The sequence below is a fragment of the Pseudoalteromonas sp. APC 3358 genome (genome assembly GCF_030408075.1).
Taxonomy (GTDB): Bacteria; Pseudomonadota; Gammaproteobacteria; order Enterobacterales; family Alteromonadaceae; genus Pseudoalteromonas; species Pseudoalteromonas arctica.
Map to the genome: position 1 here is coordinate 74,935 of NZ_JASDCE010000012.1, position 20,900 is coordinate 95,834.

At 37.0% G+C, this 20,900-nt stretch carries 18 protein-coding genes; 12 read left to right on the plus strand and 6 right to left on the minus strand.

Annotated elements, in window-relative coordinates; genetic code table 11:
- Nucleotides 1–2 precede the first annotated feature (2 nt).
- Nucleotides 3–878 (minus strand): WYL domain-containing protein, encoded by an 876-nt coding sequence (locus QL995_RS17045; protein WP_290294680.1) that lies wholly within the window; start codon nucleotides 876–878, stop codon nucleotides 3–5.
- Nucleotides 879–1,185: 307 nt separating this feature from the next.
- On the opposite strand from QL995_RS17045, the gene QL995_RS17050 reads away from it, so the two are divergent.
- Nucleotides 1,186–3,105, plus strand: coding sequence for a hypothetical protein (locus tag QL995_RS17050; protein ID WP_290294681.1), 1,920 nt, complete (start codon nucleotides 1,186–1,188; stop codon nucleotides 3,103–3,105).
- Nucleotides 3,106–3,140: 35 nt separating this feature from the next.
- On the opposite strand, the gene QL995_RS17055 is transcribed toward QL995_RS17050, so the two are convergent.
- Entirely contained in the window at nucleotides 3,141–3,338 is a 198-nt protein-coding gene (locus QL995_RS17055) for an AlpA family transcriptional regulator (protein WP_290294682.1), read from the minus strand.
- A gap of 125 nt (nucleotides 3,339–3,463) precedes the next feature.
- On the opposite strand from QL995_RS17055, the gene radC reads away from it, so the two are divergent.
- Genes radC through QL995_RS17075 form a run of 4 tightly spaced genes read left to right on the plus strand, consistent with a single transcriptional unit; the run spans nucleotide 3,464 to nucleotide 5,211 of the window.
- Nucleotides 3,464–3,937 (plus strand): DNA repair protein RadC, encoded by a 474-nt coding sequence (radC, locus tag QL995_RS17060; protein WP_290294683.1) that lies wholly within the window; start codon nucleotides 3,464–3,466, stop codon nucleotides 3,935–3,937.
- A 12-nt stretch (nucleotides 3,938–3,949) separates the two neighbouring features.
- Nucleotides 3,950–4,369: a DUF2787 family protein gene (locus tag QL995_RS17065; protein WP_290294684.1), complete on the plus strand. Its 420-nt coding sequence runs from the start codon at nucleotides 3,950–3,952 to the stop codon at nucleotides 4,367–4,369.
- A gap of 10 nt (nucleotides 4,370–4,379) precedes the next feature.
- Entirely contained in the window at nucleotides 4,380–4,940 is a 561-nt protein-coding gene (locus QL995_RS17070; RefSeq protein WP_290294685.1) for a tyrosine-type recombinase/integrase, read from the plus strand.
- A gap of 31 nt (nucleotides 4,941–4,971) precedes the next feature.
- The gene (locus QL995_RS17075) at nucleotides 4,972–5,211 is read left to right on the plus strand and encodes a hypothetical protein (RefSeq protein ID WP_138488857.1); all 240 of its coding nucleotides are present in this window, start codon (nucleotides 4,972–4,974) and stop codon (nucleotides 5,209–5,211) included.
- A 190-nt stretch (nucleotides 5,212–5,401) separates the two neighbouring features.
- Here QL995_RS17075 and QL995_RS17080 read toward each other — a convergent pair whose 3' ends face one another.
- On the minus strand, nucleotides 5,402–6,058 hold the full coding sequence (locus QL995_RS17080) for an inovirus Gp2 family protein (protein WP_024596065.1): 657 nt from the start codon (nucleotides 6,056–6,058) through the stop codon (nucleotides 5,402–5,404).
- 195 nt (nucleotides 6,059–6,253) lie between these two features.
- Nucleotides 6,254–7,636 carry a hypothetical protein gene (locus QL995_RS17085; protein ID WP_290294686.1) on the minus strand — a complete coding sequence of 461 codons (1,383 nt, stop codon included), beginning with the start codon at nucleotides 7,634–7,636 and terminating at the stop codon, nucleotides 6,254–6,256.
- A gap of 279 nt (nucleotides 7,637–7,915) precedes the next feature.
- On the opposite strand from QL995_RS17085, the gene QL995_RS17090 reads away from it, so the two are divergent.
- Nucleotides 7,916–8,446 carry a hypothetical protein gene (locus QL995_RS17090; RefSeq protein ID WP_182721299.1) on the plus strand — a complete coding sequence of 177 codons (531 nt, stop codon included), beginning with the start codon at nucleotides 7,916–7,918 and terminating at the stop codon, nucleotides 8,444–8,446.
- Nucleotides 8,447–8,689: 243 nt separating this feature from the next.
- Here QL995_RS17090 and QL995_RS17095 read toward each other — a convergent pair whose 3' ends face one another.
- Nucleotides 8,690–11,368, minus strand: coding sequence for a CHASE domain-containing protein (locus QL995_RS17095; RefSeq protein WP_290294687.1), 2,679 nt, complete (start codon nucleotides 11,366–11,368; stop codon nucleotides 8,690–8,692).
- Between the two features lie 657 nt (nucleotides 11,369–12,025).
- On the opposite strand from QL995_RS17095, the gene QL995_RS17100 reads away from it, so the two are divergent.
- Complete coding sequence (locus tag QL995_RS17100; RefSeq protein WP_165726146.1) at nucleotides 12,026–13,351, plus strand: OprD family outer membrane porin; 1,326 nt, start codon at nucleotides 12,026–12,028, stop codon at nucleotides 13,349–13,351.
- 107 nt (nucleotides 13,352–13,458) lie between these two features.
- The gene (locus tag QL995_RS17105; protein WP_290294688.1) at nucleotides 13,459–14,328 is read left to right on the plus strand and encodes an alpha/beta hydrolase; all 870 of its coding nucleotides are present in this window, start codon (nucleotides 13,459–13,461) and stop codon (nucleotides 14,326–14,328) included.
- 68 nt (nucleotides 14,329–14,396) lie between these two features.
- Here QL995_RS17105 and QL995_RS17110 read toward each other — a convergent pair whose 3' ends face one another.
- Entirely contained in the window at nucleotides 14,397–14,786 is a 390-nt protein-coding gene (locus QL995_RS17110) for a DUF2750 domain-containing protein (RefSeq protein ID WP_007585609.1), read from the minus strand.
- A gap of 236 nt (nucleotides 14,787–15,022) precedes the next feature.
- Here QL995_RS17110 and QL995_RS17115 point away from each other — a divergent pair, with 236 nt between their 5' ends.
- The 4 genes from QL995_RS17115 (at nucleotide 15,023) to QL995_RS17130 (ending at nucleotide 20,897) form a co-directional block, all read left to right on the plus strand.
- Nucleotides 15,023–16,066 carry an alkene reductase gene (locus tag QL995_RS17115; protein ID WP_290294689.1) on the plus strand — a complete coding sequence of 348 codons (1,044 nt, stop codon included), beginning with the start codon at nucleotides 15,023–15,025 and terminating at the stop codon, nucleotides 16,064–16,066.
- A 202-nt stretch (nucleotides 16,067–16,268) separates the two neighbouring features.
- The gene (locus QL995_RS17120) at nucleotides 16,269–18,638 is read left to right on the plus strand and encodes a TonB-dependent receptor (RefSeq protein WP_290294690.1); all 2,370 of its coding nucleotides are present in this window, start codon (nucleotides 16,269–16,271) and stop codon (nucleotides 18,636–18,638) included.
- 73 nt (nucleotides 18,639–18,711) lie between these two features.
- A complete protein-coding gene (locus tag QL995_RS17125) occupies nucleotides 18,712–19,839 on the plus strand; it encodes an alkaline phosphatase family protein (protein WP_290294691.1) in 1,128 nt (375 codons plus the stop codon).
- Nucleotides 19,836–20,897 carry an alkaline phosphatase D family protein gene (locus tag QL995_RS17130; RefSeq protein WP_290294692.1) on the plus strand — a complete coding sequence of 354 codons (1,062 nt, stop codon included), beginning with the start codon at nucleotides 19,836–19,838 and terminating at the stop codon, nucleotides 20,895–20,897. Before QL995_RS17125 ends, QL995_RS17130 begins: the two co-directional genes overlap by 4 nt.
- Nucleotides 20,898–20,900 lie beyond the last annotated feature (3 nt).

Sequence of the window (20,900 nt, forward strand, 5' to 3'; positions counted from 1 at the left end):
GTTCATTCCTGATAGCCTGGTGCTATCTCTATATCTTTAAGATTAAGTTGTGATTTATTGCTTAAGTGCAGCTGGTAAGTATTACAGTTTAATGTGCCTTGTTCCGTGCAGTCTACGTTCCATTGTCTTAGTAAATATCCTAATAGAGCAGCTCTTACTTCTAATTTTAATTGCCCGTTTTCCATTGCGTAATCAAGCTCTATTGCTTTTGGGTATTTTAGCTTGGGATGCGGGGTTAAAATTATATCGTAAATGGTGTGCCATTGGGTGTCTTTATCTACTGATTCTTCACAATTTATAGAGTGTTGCAGTATTTTTGGGCATTCAATACGGGTAGTAACAAAATCTCTAAATTCTTGGTTTGATCTATCAAAAGCGCGTACATGCCAGCGAATACCATTATTTACAATAGAATGGGGGATTAACACTTTTGAAGTAGTGTCTGAAGTTAAAGATGTATATTGGCATTCTAAAGCGAGTTTAGAAGTAATAGCACGCATTATAGTGGCGATTATTTCGCTATTTGGGTGTATTAAGCGCGTTGCATCTTGGCAGTAACTGCTGGGCTGAACGCCGTTAGACAAACCATCACCAAAACCAAGGCATAAAGCGCTGAGAATACTCTCAGCGTTATGTTTGAATAAAGGTTTAAAACTTTCTAACCGGTGGTAGCTTTTGGTTGTGTGACTCAATATTAAGTTTTGCGGAACAAGCTCTTTGTAGGATGCTAAATCACGGGTGCACGCGGCTAAGCCAGTTTTAAAGCGCTGAATTAAATCAGCTCTTGCAACTTGGCCAAAGTACTGCAGATTAAAATCTATGAACGCTAGGCGTTCCCTCTGAGCATGTGTGAGTGCATCCAATGCGGTATTAGTCATAAATATACTAAGTCATTATTTTGTAGTAACTATATCAGGCAAATGAAAAGATGCAATCAAAATGAGTTAGTGTGGTGTGTTTCTTAAATAACTACAATAAACATTTGACATTAAATGTTTTTGCAATTAAATTGCGTTTCAAGGGCAGAGGCTTACCTGCGGTTTGTAATGTACTTCTTACAAAACAAAGCACTCGAATCGTTTTCAGATAACACCTACGATATACACATCATTCTTGGACTTAGTAGCCAGAAGTACGCCGTTTAAAATATACAACGGGGCTTTAACTATTTTTAAAGGTTTTAGAATGAAAAACAATACTACAGTTTCAACTACATATATCCCTCTAGAAAAATTTCACATTGTGCCTATTACTGGTTTAACACCAGAAAGCTTAAAATACTCAGCTAAAAAAACTATCAGAGACAGAGAAAAAATTCCTCATACCACAAAGCTTAATATATTAGCGAAAAGCCTCGGTATTAAGGGTGGGTTTGCTAACTACGAAAAAGAGTTTGAAGAAAAGCTTAAACCATTTATGTCAAAGCATAACCTGCACAAACGAGTTAATTTACTTGAGCATAAATACCGTGGAATGCGATTAGGCTACACGCAATTTAACCACCAGCAAGTATCTGAAAGACTGTTTTATTCAAAAGGGCAGATGCCGAGTAAGTTGTTTACTGGGCACGACTTCGATTTTTCAGGCGTTTTTGCCTGGGATATGCATGATCTTTATGAAGTATTAGCTAAAGATAAATATTTAGAAAATATTTTTATACAAAAGCTGCATATTAAGCTCTTTTGTGATGATAGCTTTGAACTTGATAAATATATCGAGGCTATGAAGGGACACTATTTTGTAGATTTTAATGAAGAGCGCTTTAAGGAACTATTATCTTTAGACCTTAATACAAAAATCCCACTTACAAAAAGGCGAACGGATAATCTTCCCTCTTTTTTTGACTCTGCTTCTAATAATTTAAATGAAGCTTCTACTCAAACTGCTGAATACGAAGAAGTGATGGTAAGCATTTCAGATCTGATAATTATTAGTAATATGTTTGAGATTGGTGGTTGCTATAATTTACTTGGTAACAACCTAACAAACTTTTACGACCATGCTTTCGGCTTAGATGTTGAGGTCTATTACGAAAATAGCATGTCTTCGGATGAATCTGAGGTGTATATAAAATCAGCGCAATTTTTACAAAAGATATTAAATCAAAGGTTTCAACAGTCAAATAAGGGATGGGTAAATGTAATTCCTTATAACGATAACCTTATATTCCTCTCTGACGATAACGGTAATTTTGACTTTGTCATCAAAAACCAAAGAGATAAGGTTTTTACACATCAAATATACGGTGATTACCTAAAGCGAGCTGATATACCAAGCTTTATTGAAGACTATCGTTTTAAGCGTTGGGAGTACTTTAACTATAAAGGTAATCGTGAATTAGATAGTCATTTAGCAGAGCAACATTACTATGCCAATGGTGGTTTAACTAAAAACTACCCAGGGCAACATGTAATATTACAAAATTATTATGAAACCTCTGGGGATTATATTATCGAAAGCCGCAGCTCTAATAAGCACTTGTATGGCTTTAAAAAAGTTAAGCTAGCAAATAAAGAGTTAATGGTTTCAGAGCTGATTACCATAGATGAACTAAATGATTTTTTACATAAAAACCATGAATATTTTGCTACCAGAAAGGGTGACTCGTTACCCTCGTTAAATACTGAGGCGGATAAAAATTTAGCCGCAACATGTACCTTTTATGATGTTTTAGCTTATGTAAGCTGGGCAGAAAAAGAAACAAACGTTCCACTAAGATTACTAGCATACGACGAGTACTTAGCTGTTAGGGATAACGACTTAGGGACAAATGCTAGCTTTAAAAACGGTGGCTATATGGCCTTTTATACACCTGACGGCAGGCAGTACCCAGGGCACCCTCCATACATGAATGAGAGTGACTTTGATGCATTAACATTACGGTTTCCTGAAATTTTAACTAATTTTGAAAGAAATGGGTTGGAATTTATAGACTCGAACTTTTTTGCAGAATGGTTATTGGAAGGCGTAAGTATACGCTCAGCAAGTTTAACCTCCTTTTATGGCGACGCTCATGTATTGAGGGCATCTGGACCACGAGATTGTACTGGCAAATATAAAGGGGTAAAAACAGGCTTTAGACTTTGCTATGAATTAAGTAAGTAGGCTTTATTAAAGCTACCCCGCTATGGGGTAGCATTTTAAGCTGCTGTATCTATAGCGTCCCTTTTCCCAATTTTTTCACTTATCCATTCTTCAACTTCACTTTCTACCCAGGCTACAGAGTTACCACCTAGCTCAACTTTCATTGGAAATCCACCAGCACTCATAAAGCGATAAACAGTAGATCGGCTTAAGCCTGTGATATGTAAAACTTCTTTTAATTTGATTAAACGCATGGGATTTCTCCGGTTAGGTTAGTAGTACATATCCTTTCCGGGGGTAGTAATTTTTTACTGGGACGAAACAAAAACGTTAAACATATACATCACTATTTTGCATAAACCATTAAGAGGGCATAACAATGCAAAATAACAAGTCACTATACGAATTTGATCACCCTGTAAGTGATGAACAAATACTTGAAGCGGCTGCTTACATAATCGCTCAAAAGCAATTTAGGCATGGGGCTTTAAGATGTCCGAAAGACAGTGAAGAATATTTAAGGCATAAGTTGGCGTTAATCGAGCATGAGGTGTTTGCTGTACTATTTTTGGATAGCCAAAACCGCATACTTGAATACAAAGAGTTATTTAGGGGGACTATAAACGCAGCAAGCGTATACCCACGAGAGGTAGTTAAAGAAGTATTAGCGCTAAATGCAGCATCCGTAATACTGGCGCACAATCATCCTTCAGGCGTCAGTACGCCGTCACAGGCCGACAAGTTAATTACTACCAAATTACAGCAGGCGCTCAACCTGATTGATGTTTCGATAGTCGATCACATCATCATTGGTGAAACCAGCTATTCATTCGCTGAGCATGGCTTAATTTAAAGGGAGTAGGGTATGGCTATTAAAATAGAGCAAGTGCCAGGATTAAACGTACCAGAATCATTGTTTGGTGTGATCGTTAATGTAGTTGCTAAAGCAGGGGAGTCGGTAGGATATGCTAAGGCGCTAATTATTAATTTTCGTGATAAAGACTACAGTGCTAAAGCCGGTGGCTTTCATCCAGTCGAGGTCAGGCTAGAAAAACGGGGTATTGGTTGGGAGCTTATATACATTACTGATTTTTCATACCAGGGCCGAGTGGACTCTGAATTAGTAAAGGAAATTGATGTGTGTTTTGTGATTAAACGGGTCTATCACATACTGGTGGGCTGGTTGAGTGAACGAGAGGGGAAAGAGCTTTTAACATTGTTTGTGACTAACTTTGTTGAGTATTACAACACAGGTTGCTACCAGGTCAGTATTACAACTGATTAAGGAGTTGGTTATGGCTGAAGTACAAGCGATTAAGGACCTTGATACAGTTAAGTTAATTAGTTACTTGCTCGAAAAACGTTGCTCTAAGCAGATGAGCCATATATGGAATATAGGTTTGAACTTGGCGTTACGTATATCTGATTTATTGTCTGTTAAATTTACGGATATACAAAACGACAGGTTAATTATATTTGAGAGTAAAACAGGCAAGCTAGCAGAGATTAAGCTTAATCAGAAAGCATTAGCGTTTATCCACGAAGTACGCGTAACTCACCCCAATCATGTTTACTTATTTCAATCGTATCGTAATCAACAATCTAAGAGTTCAATACCACGGCCCTTGTCACGCAGGGCTGTTACAAGAGCATTTGCGCTGGTGGGTGAAGAGCTTAATTTAAAGCTAGGTACTCACTCAATGCGTAAAACACGAGGTTACCACCTCTACCATAAAACCCAAGACATAGCGCGTGTAATGAAAATGCTTCGCCATAGCTCCGAAGCAACAACACTGCGTTACATTGGCATAACCCAGGAGGAAATTGATAAAGACTTTGAAGAGTTAGAGCTATAAATTTATTACATATAATAGGAGTAAGTTTGTTATGTCGTTAGAAAAAGCCGTTACATGCGGTGTAGTAGGAAATGAAGTATCTAAACAGATAACCGGTAGTAGTGAGCCGTCACTCGGACGAACGGCTATTGCTGTAAGCTCTGGTGCTGTAGCAGGAGCTGCTGTATCTGGTGCCATAGTAGTTGGGTTAGGTGTGGCATCTGCACCTGTTACGGTGCCATTAGCTCTTGCTAGTGGTTTGTTGGCTGGAGTAGCGAGTTTATTTGATTAGAAGTAAACAAAGAACGCATTTATACAGTGCGTTCTTTTTTTGCTTTTGTAGCGTAAATAGCGCTTCTCGTAATGCTATTTTGGGAACTTACCATCCCTTATATACTAAGGGTTTTAGCTTATTAAGCTAGTTGAAGGTCTCAAAAGCGCGTTAGAACAAGTTATGAGAAGTACAGGTCTTAATTAAAATATCACCTTTGACTATAACCAAAACAACGCTGTCCTAAGCCATATTGTTTCGTATTAAGCTTTGCTAAATAACTAGCTCGTTTATAAAGACTGCTGTAATCCGCTTTAAAATTTGTATTGTTAGCGTCAAGGTAGTAATGAGCATTTTTTGGTAAATGCACAAACTGTAGTACTTCATGAAAAGGTAAATTTAAAGCACTAGCCCATGCAACTGTAATTCTAGTAAATAAATTGTCATTACCGATGTCAATCTTACCTGTGCAGTGATATCTATCCTTATTGAAGAGTAGTACCCAATGATAATGCTGTCTATGTGCAGTGTTTTTCTCCCTTGCCCAAATATAACGAACACTACAAGGGTGTGGTTTTTTACCTTCGCGCTTTTTACGTATCGCATCAGCTTTAATCTGTGCTGTAAGTGATGCAATAAAACGAGTACAAACATCATTGCAATTTAAATCAATAGTATTTGAATAATCAGGTAACCTTAAGTCAACTCTTACTGCAAACGTTCTTTTATGTTCTGTGATAGCGTTATCCATTACTTTTTGAATAGCATCTAAGTAGGGAATAACTAACGGTTGTTTTTCTCTTGCTAGTACGCCGTACTCATTATACAAAGGGCCTTTAATTATTTGGTACTGTGTTGGGTTGTTCATACTGTTTCTCCTGGTATGTATTAGTTCATATCAGGTGTATGAGTTGTAGTTTTTTAATTGGTATTTGTTGTAACAATGACTCCGTGACTAGTAACTCTAATAAATATTACCAAACCGAAACTTACATTAATAAAATTAGCTCAGTTTGTGGTGGTTAATTTCATGAGCACATTACAGAGATGGTGTTTAGCGTATTCATAATTGCTCTGAAGTTATGACTGACTTATAAAAATGAGCAAAGGAATCATGAACACATTGAAATACGGGGTGTTGACCAGATTTTAAATTGGATTTAGGGTCTATAAAATCTACGTCTATATTGGTAATGTTAACTTTATCACTAAAGTCGATACTAGAAGAAATAACTAAATTTTCAATTGAACTTATATCTGGAAGTACAGCTTTAGTCGGGGTTTTTATGAGTTCTATATCGATATTTTTATCTGTACAACCCAAGCTAGTTACCCATGATAAATATTCTTGTTTACTAGGGGTAGTAGGGAGGGTGATATCACATCTATTCTGGTATAAGTTGAATAAAATATAATGAATGAGTATGTTCGCGAAACTTCCTATTAGCACAGAGGTTAAACGGCCATGAATAGCTGCCATGAACTCAAAGTTTGCAGGACTTAAAATCTGATTGAAAGCATCTTCTTCTGAAATAGGCTTAAGTACATGTCCCGTCTTATTCAGTAAGCGTAATAAACCGTAAGAAGCTAACCTGAATAGAACATCGTCGAAGTAATCGAAAACTTGAGTCGGCTGTTGTTTCAAAAATTGAATTTCATCTTTTTGCTTGGTATCACTATCTAACCACTTATTTTCAAGACGAAGTAACTCCATAAAAAGAGATTCTCTTCTATGAGGTGAATCGAGTAATAATGGTAAAAATACCGCTGTGTATAAATTAGGTTTTTTATTCTTAATTTGTGAGATTATTAAAGGGATAACCATCAGGTATATATTAGATGCTTTATTGCCTTTTTTTATTTTAAATACAGAACTACGTTTTAAATTATTAGCTTCACTACCAACTAAGCCTTTTCTTACTTTTGGCTTTAAACTGTGATATTTTTTGATCGTACATCCTGTTACTGGCTGGCTTATTAAGTTCCCATTTTTAAGTAGCTTTATAGCCGTTTTTAGCTGAGGCGATTCTAACCCACATGCTTTAGCTATACTTGCCATTGTAAAGCCTTCTATGTACCCATGTTCATCTTGGTTTAATGCAAAGAAAGACCATACTAATCTAACAGGCACCCTTAGTTTAAATTTCTCGAGCTTTGCCAGCATTTCGCTAGATATTAATTTACTAACATTGTTGGGTTTATCGTAGATAAAACTATATGAAAGTGTTGGTCTTCCACGCTTCAAATGCTCAGATCCGAGTTTTGATATTGCATTAATTTCTTGTAGCTCTTCTAGCACTTTTTTAAATTTATTGTGTGGACACCCTAATTTGATTAAGTCATTTTTAGATACTTCGTCTCCAATTATTCTCCCTGTAATTAAGCGGATTAATATCCACTTTGTATGTGGAGATAAATTAGTTGTTAAACTAAAAAACTCATTCATTTGACTGCTTCTATTTGGGATGTTGATACCTAGTAGTAGAGCAAAACATTTTAATAAACACAATAACAGGGTGTTATTTTATTGAATAAATAAAACATCTAATTAGTGTTTAATTGGAGTTAAAGTAAGTCACTAACTGGTACTTTATTTAAACGCTAATTAATGCGTAAGTTAGAATCTAATTGAAATGCAAAAATTCAAAGAAATATTTGCTAACTAATAGGTATTAAATTATTGTCTTGGATGAAATCTACAAACACCAAACACAAGGAAGAACTAATGACAGGTTGGATTTATAACAAGAAAATTTTGACTTGGGTCAAGGAAGATAACGAAGACTTGCGTAACTGGCTAGCATGCCGCTATGACAGTTACAGTAATTATTTTAAATTTCCAGATGCCACATTAGATAGCTTTATTAGAGATGAAATAAAACGTATAAGTGATAATCAAGATAGTCAAAAAGTTAACCTTGATAAGCTCTATAAAGCATGGAAAAGCTATGAAAGAGGCTTAAAAAATACATCTAATAAAGTGTGTAAACTTCAGCTGGAGGTGTCTAGATCAGCGCGTGATAAACTAAAGGCGCTTAGTGACGCGGATGAAATATCCCAATCTAAATATATTGAAAAGCTAATAAATTACGCTAGGAAAAATCCTAAGTTGATTTCTAAAGATACAAAAGTGCAAGAGCAATACGAACTTAAAAAGAGAACTTTTGATGATATCAGTGAGATTAAAGCTATGAAGGAAGACATATCATCTATAGATGCTAAGGTTACTAGGTTATTAGATGCTTGGGAAGGGTAGAGCAAGCTCAGCGAGGGCGTTGAGGGTGTTCAGAATTTTGTGGCAGTCATAGTTATTTTTAAAGATAAATAGCTTTTAGTATACCTATTAGTATTCCTTTATTTTATTTTTAAAGGTATTATTTTTTATAAACAATGGTTTATTGGTTTTCTATGAATCCCTCTCCCCCACCATTATTCTTAGAACCCAGTTACTAATATCGAAAGGTATTAGTAACTGGGTTTTTTAATGCCTTCGCAATGACTAACTATTAACTAAATAGAGTGTTGATAACATGCCGACAAGTTCATGTTTTTCAATTGGCTTAGAAACGTAACCATCAAATAACTGCCTGTATATTTCTTTTTGCTCTGTAAAAACATTAGCGGTTAATGCGATAACAATTTGTTCGCTATTAAGCGCCTTAATTTTTTTACATGCCTGAAGACCATCCATTTTAGGCATTTGAATGTCCATAAAAATAATGTCTGGCTTGTGTGACTCGTATAATGAGATTGCTTCTAAACCATTGTTAGCAATAATAATGGTGGCTTTTGTAGGCTCAAGCATCGCAGAGGCAACAAGCTGATTTATTTTATTATCTTCAGCTAATAAAATAGTTTTTCCAGATAGGTCAGGAAGCTCAACATTTTTTGTTATTAATGTGCTTTCATCAATCTGTGCTTGTTTTAATGGTAAGTACACATAAAACTGACTACCTGAATCTAATTGGCTTGTTACTTTAATTTCGCCATTCATTAAACCTATTAATGATTTAGTAATAGGTAAGCCAAGACCTGTACCGCCATATTCACGCGTAGTTGATTGCTCTGCTTGTTCAAAGCGCTCAAACAATCGCTCTATAGCCTGCTCAGAAATTCCAATTCCGGTGTCTGATATACAACAACATATTTTGTTTTCGTCGGTTAGCCTAAAGGTTACTGTAACGCCACCTTGGGACGTAAACTTAATCGCATTAGATATTAGGTTTAAAAATATCTGTCTGAGTCTAACGGGGTCGCCCACCCAATACTTATGCTCAATATTAATTATAAATTTAAGGTATATATTTTTATCACTGGCTTGCAGGCCAAGATCAGACTCTAAGTGGTGAATAAGTTCAAAAAGGTCGAATGATTTATATTCTAATGAAAGCTTCCCAGCTTCAATTTTAGAAAAGTCGAGGATATCATTAATAATAGTGGTGAGTGAGCGGGTCGAATAAAGTGATTTTTTCAAATACTCTTTTGATTTTTCATTCAATGGCTGCTCTTGCAGTAACTGTAATGTACCTAGTATGCCATTCATAGGTGTGCGTATTTCGTGACTCATATTTGCTAAAAATTCAGATTTAGCTTGTGATGCCTGTTCAGCTAATTCTTTAGCATGTCCGAGAGCTTGTTCGTGATTAATTTGTTCGGTCAAATCGTATGCTACACCCAAATAGCCAACAATTTCATTTTCGTTATTTAATAAAGAGGTAACACTTATATTAACTTGTATGTGCTCGCCTGTAGAAGAAATGTATGTCCACTGATTGATATCAGGCTCTGTAGAAGTTGCTTTTAAGATAAACACTTCAAAATCAGGGAAAACAGGTTCATTTAACTCTGCACTAAGCTGTTTGGCTTTTTTTATAATTTCTTCTTTTAAATGAAAAATACCCGGGTTTTCAATTCCAATAACGTCTTGCGCTTTATAGCCTAATAACTTTTCAGAGGCGGGATTAAACAAAGTAATTAAGCCATTTATGTCGGTCGCAATAATAGAGTAACTGGCACTGTTTAAAATACTTTGTTGAAGCATACTTATATCGGCAATTTCTTTAGTGCGTAATTTTACTTCTTTTTCTAATTTTAAATTTGTTTGCTGCAGCATATGCTTATTTTGTTTAGCTTTGATAATTCTTCGCTGTGTTCTTTGTGCTCTACGGTAAAAAAACAGCTGAATTATTAAAGTTATAAACATACAAATAAGGGTATAAAAAACACCATTGACAATAGCTTGATATTTACTCGGTAAGTGTAGTGATTCAATAAATGTGTCTGAAGCACTAAGTGTGATTTCCCATGTTCTTCCCATCACTTTAATTACTTTATTTAACTGATAATCAGCCGAGTTGCTTTTAATGCCGTAGCTAAAAAAGTCAGTTTTAACGTTGTTACCTATGTCGCTAATGACTAGCTTATTTTCATCAGCTTGGGAAAGAGAGTCTAAAATATTGTTTATTAATAAAGGGGAGTAAGTCCATCCAATTAATTGCTCTAAACGCTGGGTTTTATCAGTTGGAATACTAATATTTTTATAAACTGGTAGTAAAATTAAAAAGCCTTGTTGCGATTTGTTATCCGCTTGGATTAACGTAATAGGCGCCGATAATTGAACTTGGTTATTAATTGCAGAATTTAATGCTGCTTTTTTACGTGTACTTTCCGATGCAATATCGAGTCCTAGAGCCCGTGAATTACTTTGCTCAGGAAATATATACTGAATAATAAAGTGCTCATCACTTTCGTTAGCTAGTTTATTTAGTTCGAATATTTGGTTAGGCCGATCGGATTTTGCAGTTTTTAAGAATTGAGCTAAGTTTTCGGCATTCACTTTTCTTATAAAGCCAATACCATTTGCTCCAGGGAATTCTTGGGCGTAATTGCGACTGTTAGAGTAATTGGAAATTGTTTGGTAGCTTAAATTATTAACGCCAATGCCGTGTATAAATCCTTTTAAACCGTATAGCCCATATTTATATAGGTCGAATCTGCTAGTAACGCCTGTTGAGAGTGAAAAAAGGCGGTTGTTGAGGGCTTCATTTATTTTGTTATTAACAGCATCTTGATGTGCAGCGTGGGCAAAGTAAGTTAATACAATACCACTGATGAAAAAAATAGCATGAGTAAGCACTGAGATTAATAATCTTTTACTAATCGGTCGTCCTGAAAACATTAACCCATCCTTTATTATGGATATACTGAACGTATATCTGTTTTATCATCGAAATAAATATAGCACTTATTATTCAGGATACAACTTTGTTATTAATTAGAATATATATATTTTATAAAGGTTTAGAGTAGATGTAATGTAAGAGTTGATTTTACTCACCAAGATAAGACGAACATGTATATAAATATAATAATTTTTATGTTTTTTGCTACTTTATAGCGAACAACAAAAGTATTAGCTAAAGGTGCTGATTTTTATATTTATCGATTTTTTAGTGAATATTAGGTGCTCAAAAAACAACGGATAGCTTTTAGTTTTTGCTTATAACTTTACTTTGTTAAGTTTAAATAAAGTAAAATTTAACCAATATTATGACGCTTTTAAAGGGAGCTATCGGTATAGGTACGAGTAAGCAAGAGACGATGCTCACCTTACTTTTATAATTCATCCGAAACAAAACAAACACTTAATATTTTATAATATGAAAATTAAAACATTAAAAACTTATATTGTTCTATATTTTAGTAGCGTGAAAGAAAACGTGATTACTTAAAATGTAATTACCTTATGACATGTTTACCGTGTAGGTCGAAAAAATACACGCTGCTATGCACTGCACAGTTAAAACTTAAACAAAACAAGGTAACGGAGATAACTATGGCTCACCGAGTATCTAAATTACTTGCGGCAACAGGCGCAGTATTAACATGTATTTCTATTCCTTCGTATGCCGCTGTTAATGGGCTGACAGAACAAGATGAATTTAATATAAAACTTAGATCAATTTATTTTGACCGCGACTACGATAACGACGCAAGTGACGATTCAACTTTTGCTCAAGGTATAGAGCTCAATTACACATCGGGTTATATAAATGATTTAGTGAGTGTGGGTGTATCGACTTACACCGTGATGGATATTAATTCTACGGGTTCAGCCGCAGGTAATATTTTACCAGCAGGTAATGAGAGCGGTGGAGTTGACGATAGCTTTTCTAAATTTGGACAATATTTTTTAGATTTTAAATTGGGCAACAACGGTCACGTTAAAGTGGGCGGGCAAAAAACCAAAAGTATGTTGCTTAAAAGCTCTGGGAGTCGGGCTATTCCTAATACTTTTAGAGGCGTTTTTGGCGATTACAAAATTGGTAACACTAAATTATACGGTTACGTTTACGATAAATGGAGCCGTCGACACGATGATAGATGGGAAGACTTTTCTACCGATCAATCGGCAACTGGTGCTATTAGCGTAATTTGGGGCGTAGGTGCTACGCATAAAAAAGACAATCTAATATTAGAGGCTGAATATTTAAATTCGCACAATTATTTAAGTAAAATCGGGTTAAAAATCAGTTACGACATTAAGCTTGAGCAAAGTAAGTTAACCCTTTCAACTGGCATATTTACCTCACAAGATGATGGTGATTTATTTGTAACAGGCGCAGAGGGTGGTGATTTAGATGATGAAGATGCACCTGGTGCATTAACAGGTTTAACCAAAAGTGAAAACGATGGATTTGCCTATTACCTAGATGCTGATTGGAAAAAAGATATTTGGAGTGTAGGTGCGGCATTTACTAAAGTAAGTGATGCTTGGATTGAAGATAATTTCAGTGGCGACCATGGTACAAACCCATTTCCAACTCGCTCATTAATTGGTGCCGATTTAACAAACCAAAATGAAACATCATGGCAAGCTCGTTTAGGAATTGATTTGAAAGCAGTATCGCCTGGCTTAACAACTAAATTTTACTACACAGACGGCAGCGATGCTGAAAACTCTGCATTGGGTAAGTTAGGTGGTACAGCCGACGAAAAATATTGGGCTGTAGATACTCGCTATAAAGTTGAGAAAATAAAAGGCTTAAGCTTACGTTGGTTATTTGTAGATTATACAACCGAAAAATCAGGCAGTGTTGATGGTGTTAAAGGCGATAGAGCTGACCATCGAGTTTATGTAGATTACACTATTAAATTTTAACATGACTTTTAATAAGCCAATGCAAATTTTATGCATTGGTTTTGTTTCCTTTTTTCATTATCTTTATGATAAAACTAACAAATCAATAATAAAAATTAAGCTAATATATGTTTTCTCTTCAACAGTGGCAATCACAGGGTCAATTTACTCAAATTAGTGGCCATCAAATTTTTACTAAAACAGCTGGTGATATAACTAAGCCTGCGCTGCTTTTAATACATGGCTTTCCAAGTGCTAGTTGGGACTGGGAAGGTATGTGGCAAACCCTTAGTGAACATTATTTTGTAATTACACTCGATATGCTAGGTTTTGGTTTGTCAGATAAACCTAAAAATGCAGGCTATAAAATTACTGAACAAGCCGACTTATATACTCAATTTTTAAAAACGTTAAATATTAATGATATACATATTTTAGCTCATGACTATGGCGATACTGTGGCTCAAGAGCTATTAGCAAGACAAGTCGTTAGCCAAAGTGACTTTAAAATAAACAGTGTGTGCTTTTTAAATGGTGGGTTATTTCCTGAGGTGCATAAACCCTTATTTATACAAAAGCTTTTACTTTCAAAGCTAGGTTGGATAGTGCCAAAATTAATGAATAAACAAAAATTTGCCAATAATCTAGTTACTATTTTTGGTAAAAGTACACCGCCTTCAAAACAAGTGGTAGACACCCTTTGGGAGTTGCTAATTTATAAAGATGGTTTAGCCGTTATGCCTAAACTCATTAGTTATATAAAGCAGAGGCAGCAAAACCGAGCACGCTGGGTTGGTGCCATCATAAATAACAATATACCACTTACGTTTATAGCAGGCGCAGAAGACCCCATCTCTGGTAAGCATATGATTGAGCATTATAAAAAGCTGATCCCCAATGCGCGCGTACAAGAGTTTGTAGAGCTTGGGCATTATCCGCAAGTAGAAAATCCAGATGCAATTACGCAGGCTTATTTGAATTTTAGATATTGCCAATAAAAACGCGGCTACTAAATTAAGTGCCGCGTTTATAAATTTTAGAACTCTGAGTATTTAGGCTTTGAACCTTAATATTTTTGCTTTGGTGCTTTTAATTGTTTTTCAAACTCATCTGAAAACAATATCGTGCCATCATCTTCCTCTGTAGGGAAGGCAGCAATAAGTAAGTCATCTTCCTCAAGGCCTGGTGTCCAGCGACTAAACCAGTCAGCAAGTGGGATTGCTTTAGCGCTGCAGCCAGCCCATTCTCCAGTTGCCCATGCTTCTGCAAATTCACGAGTTGGCCAAACTGGCACACAGTCGTCATCTTCGTTGGCAAGCATAACGCAGCCATCATCATCGTTTAAAATCCATACTTGCTTGAACTGTTGTACGGTTTCGAACATATAGGCTAGGCGTTTTTTGGCTCCAAGCCCTAAAATTACTGCGTGTTCTTCGCTTAAATTTGGCGTTGTCATAATTAGCTCACTCTTAATTACTATTGATATTAATATATCTAAATTATATGCACACAAGTATATCGAGTTATATGACAGAGTGTTGAAAAGTTGCTATTTAATTTCAGCAATGCAGATCTAATTTGTAGATTGATCAGTATAATTTCTCACTAATTTGAGCGATCATTCAAAATAAGCTTGAATGTTTGTAAAAAGGCCACATTGTAGTAAGCATATACTTAATGAAGGATTGAAAAATGACAACTGATCTACTTGCTCCGTTTAAATTAAATAACACGATTGAGCTTAAAAACCGCGTACTTATGGCGCCATTAACGCGTTGTATGGCTGACGATAACTTAGTGCCAACACAAGATATGGTTGAATATTATGCTCGCCGTGCCGAAACCGGTTTAATTATTAGTGAAGCAACTATTATTCGTCCAGATGGACAAGGTTACCCAAATACTCCGGGTTTATTTACCAGCGAGCAAATTCAAGGTTGGAAAAAAGTAACTGACGCTGTGCACGCTAATGGCGGCAAAATGTTTGCACAGCTATGGCATGTTGGCCGTGTTGCACACCCTCACTTTTTTGATGGCGATGTACTTGCTCCATCAGCAATTGGTGTTGAAGGCTCTGTCCCTCGTATGCGTGAGCTTACATACATCACACCAAAAGCAGCCACTACTGATGATATTAAAAGTCTAGTTGCTGATTTCGCAAAAGCTGCTGAAAACGCAATTGAAGCGGGCTTTGATGGGGTAGAGATTCACGGTGCTAACGGTTATTTAGTTGACCAATTTTTACATTACGCTGCAAATACACGCAGCGACGAATATGGTCAAACGCCTGAAAACATGTCGCGTTTTGCACTAGAAGTAACCGATGCGGTTATTGCTGCTGTGGGCAGTGATCGTACTGCACTTAGATTAACACCGGGTGCTTACTTTAATATGAGCGAAGATAGCCGCGATAAAGCGGTATTTGATCACTTATTAACAGAACTTGAAAGCAGAGAATTAGCGTACTTACACGGCGGTATTTTTGACGACAGCATGCGCTTTGACTCGCTTGAAGGCAAAAGCATCTCTGAATTTTTACGAGCAGGCTACAAAGGTACATTAGTAGGCGTAGGTAGTTATAGTTTTGAGTCAGCAAAAGAAGCTATTAACGATGCTAAGTTTGACTTAATCGCTATTGGTCGTCCACTTATTGCAAACCCAGATTACATTAGCAAAATTGCAAACGGTGAAGAGTTAGTACCATACAGCGATGAAATGCTTGCACAATTGAAATAAATTACTATTTGTAATAAGTTCTAGAAAATAATTAAGACACCCAAAGTTAAACCTTTGGGTGTCTTTTTTTGTACATATTCCCGCCATAAATCTTCCATATTTGTTTAATTTTTATGTAAATAAAGTTCATCTTCGTTGTCATATTTAAAATTCATACTGTCCGCGTTTTCATATTTCATAATTAAAATCAAACGGGACAACAATGTACGCTTTAAAAAACAAATCGCTTTTGAGCATGGCTATTGCCATGGCTGTATCAACATCTGTTCATGCTAACGACAACACCATAGAAGAAGTAACCGTGGTTGCTAAACCAACAAGCTACGCTAACAATGTTATTGAGCCTGCAATGCTTGAGCAACAAAGTTCGGTATCGAGCATATTATCGGTTATTGATAATTTACCAGGTATTAGCATAAACGAAGGTGATGCATTTGGTGGCGACGATTGGTCTACTACAATCACCATGCGTGGTTTTAGTATTGATGGAAACCAACAACAATTAGGTATGACCGTTGATGGCATTCCCAATGGTGGCTCTAATTACGGCGGTGGTGCTAAAGCTAACCGTTACTTGGAGAGTGAAAATTTAGCAACGGTAGAAGTAGGTCAAGGTACCTCTGATATTAAGTCGGCTTCACTTGAAGCACTAGGCGGGACATTTAACTTTGTAAGTAAAGACCCAAGCCTTGAAAAAGGCACTACCTTTGCTTATACATCAGGGAGTCACGATGCCACGCGTTATTACTTTAAACACGAAACAGGCACTGTTTTTGATAACACACAAGCGTATGTAAGTTACTCGCAAACAGATACAAGCCGCTGGATTGGTTCTGGCAGTAATGGCGGTAAAGACAACCAACACGCAGAGCTTAAGTTTGTATCTAATTTTGACGATTTAACACTTACTGGTCGTTTATCTTACGATGATGTAAGCGAGACAAACTATAACAGCGTAAGCCTTGAGCAGTTTGAACAAACACCCGATTGGGATCAGCTAACATGGAATTGGACGGGAGTTCCGCACTTTGACCAAATGTTTGCAGAAGGTTGGGGAACGCTTCGTGAAAATACCTTAGGCTATTTAAAATTTGAATACGCGATTTCGCCAACTTCATTATTAACCGTTAGTCCTTATTATCATAAAAATTCAGGTCGCGGCGATTGGATCCCACCTTATTTAACAACGCCGGTTGATGAAAATGGCAACCCAACAACCGAGGGTGGCACTAATGCAGGCTCTTATGGTTTTGCTGATAGTGAAGGCAACCCGCTTGCACCAAATGCCGATTGTACGCAAAGTTTGAGCTGGCCATGGGAGTCGGGTCCTGGTTTAAATCCTGCGTGTTACGATGCAACAGCAACGCCGGTTATGTCTTACCGCCATACGCATTACAACAAAGATCGCTTAGGTGTAACGGCAAATTACCAAGCTACATTTGGTGATCACGATATCGAAGCGGGCTTTTGGTATGAGCAAAGCGAGCGTGACGAGTCGCGTGATTGGCACAAAGTAATTGACGCGCGTATTTATCATCACTTTGATAGCACGCCTTACTGGACACAATACAAAAACACTTTTGATACCGATACATTCAAATGGTACCTACAAGACTCGATTAATTTTGGTGACTTAACATTAAATATTGGTGCAAAACAATATTTAGTTGAATTACAAAAGTACGACCACTTTGCTAACGAAAGATCAGATAAAGTAGATAGCGACTCAGACGTGTTATTTAGCGGGGGTGTATTGTATCAGCTAAATAACAGCACAGAATTATTTGCCAGTTACAGCGAGAATTTTTCCGCAATAAAAGACGGTGTACTTGAGCGAGACAGCTCAACACTTACAAACATAGAGCCAGAAACTGCCGACAATATCGACTTTGGTGTACGTTACCAAGCCGACAGATTAACCCTTACAGCAACGGCTTACAGTGTTAAGTTTGATAATCGCATTACCTTTATTGCCCCTGGTAGTGGCACAGACGGCATTGATTACACGATTGGTACAAATGGCTCGTACGTAAATGTAGGGGGTATTGACTCAAATGGGCTCGAGCTTGCAGCAAGCTATATGCTAACACCAAGCTGGAGCGTGTACTCGTCGTATACGAATAGCAGTTCTGAATATTCATCAGATGATCCAAATGCATACGATTCACAAGGCGTAATATTAAGAGATGAAAGTGGTAATGAGGTAGCACCAAGCTTTAGAAAAGGCGACAGCATAATAGATTCATCAGAGGATTTATTTGTGGTATCTACCGATTACTTTAGCGATGGCTTTCGTGTTGGTTTATCGGCTAAATACACCGGTGAGCGCTTAGGCGCATGGCAAGACGAAGACACTCGCACGCGCAATAAAGTAGACGGCTACACAGTACTTGATTTTAATGCAGGTTATTCAACTGACGTAGATGCAGGCCCGTTTAAAGCCATTGACGTATCGTTTGTTGTTTATAATGTTACTGACAAAAGCTACTTAGCAGGTGGTACCGGTAACGGCTCTACTTATTACATTGGTGCGCCTCGCACCGCAGCAGTTACATTTACCGCTGACTTTTAATTAGGTTTTAGTAATTGAATTAAAATATAGCCCATCATTGATGGGCTTTATTATATGAAAGGGCGCAAACGCGATGAAAACAATTATAAAAGTAACACTATTTAGCTTAAGTGTATTAGCGAGCAGCTTTGCAACAGCAGCGCAAAATGTAGTGCTGGTAACGCTTGACGGAGTACGCTGGCAAGAAGTATTTAATGGGGCTGATAATAGCTTAATTAATAATACTGATTTTGTTAAAAAGCCTGAGCAATTAAAGAGACAATTTTGGGCAAAAACAGCAAATGAGCGCCAGCAATTACTAATGCCTTTTTTAACGCAAGTAGTGGCTAAAAAAGGGATTATAATTGGCGATAGAGCTAACGGCTCTACTATGTCGGTAAGTAACCCGTGGTATTTTTCATACCCTGGTTACAACGAAATACTCACCGGTGAAGTTGACGAAAATATAAATAGTAACAACAAAGTGCTCAACCCAAATAAAACTATTCTAGAGCGTTTAGATAATTTACCTGAGTTTAAAGGTAGCACAGCCCTATTTGGCAGTTGGGATGTATTCCCTTACATTGTAAATACTAAGCGCAGTAACGTGTATGTAAATGCAGGTTTTATGTCAATTGAAGATAATTTATTCACCGATGCGCCGCTGTTAAATGCGCTACAAAATGAAATCCCCAGTCCTTGGTATAACGTACGACTAGATAGTTTTACATATCGCTTTGCTAAAGCGTATATGTTGGCTAAAAAGCCTAAGTTGTTAGTGATAAGTTTAGGCGAAACCGATGACTTTGCGCATGATGGACATTACGATCAATACCTTAAATCGGCAAGGCAAAGTGACGCGTTTATAAAAGACTTATGGGCAACCATTCAAACTACAGCGGGTTATAAAAATAACACCACACTAATTATTACTACTGATCACGGCCGTGGCAATAATGCCAATGATTGGCAACATCACAGCTCTAAACGTGCACTTGCTGAGCTAGAGTTAGGTGAAAATACCTACCCAGAAGGAATTGTCGGCTCTGAACATATTTGGCTTGCAGCCATCGGCCCCGCAATAAAAGGACGGGGCTTAATTAAAACTAAAAATGAGCTTAAACAAGTACAAATAGCAGCGACCGTTTTAAAGGCTCTTGGGCAGAATCCAAATGAAATAAATTCAAATATGGCGCCTGCTATTAGCGAGATTTTAAAATGAAGAACCTATTAAAACCATTAACCCTAACTGCCTTGGCGTTGAGTTTGGTTATTAGTGCAAGTATTACTGCCGCGCCATCTAAAATTCTATTTGGTTCGTGTGGGCATCAAGATAAAAACATACCCATATTTAATGCAATTAACAAAGAGCAGGGGGATTTGTTTATATTTTTGGGTGACAATATTTACGGCGATACCAACGATATGGATGTACTTGCCGAAAAATACCAACGTTTAGGGGCAAAGCCTGGTTTTAAAACGTTAAAAGCGCAAACGCCTATCATTGCTATGTGGGATGACCACGATTATGGCCAAAACGATGCAGGTAAAGAGTATCCGCATAAAGAGCAATCACGCCAAATTATGCTTAATTTTTGGGATGAACCTGTAAACTCAGCGCGTCGCACTCGTCCTGATGGAATTTATACCTCGTACATGTATGGTGAAAATGAGCAAACCATACAAGTAATAATGCCTGATTTACGTTGGAACCGTGATGCGCTAAACCATGTAGGTGAGCTTGAATACTACACTAAGCGCAAACTTAATAACCAAGGCCCGTATAGTCCTAGTGAAGTGAAGGGCGCATCAATGCTAGGTGAAGCCCAGTGGCAATGGCTTGAACAAGAGCTTAAAAAGCCTGCTGCAATAAAATTGATTGCCTCAAGCTTACAGCTTTTACCTGATTTTACAGGTTGGGAGTCATGGGCAAACTTTCCTGAAGATAGAAACCGTTTATTTGCATTGATTAAAAAGCATAAGGTAAATGGGGTAGTGATCATCAGCGGCGATACGCACTGGGGTGAAATATCAAAGTATCAGCAAAACCTTGATTACCCATTAATTGAGATGACCAGCTCTGGCTTAACTGAAAAGTGGAAAGATGTAAGCCCTAACAAACACCGAGTAGGGAATTTTACTCATAACGTAAATTATGGTGATTTAAGCATAGACTGGCAGCAAATTGACCCCACTATTTCACTTAAATTAAAAGGCATTGATGGCGAAGTAATAATGCAAAGTGACTTTAGTTTATCAAGTATTAGCCCTTATAAATAAACT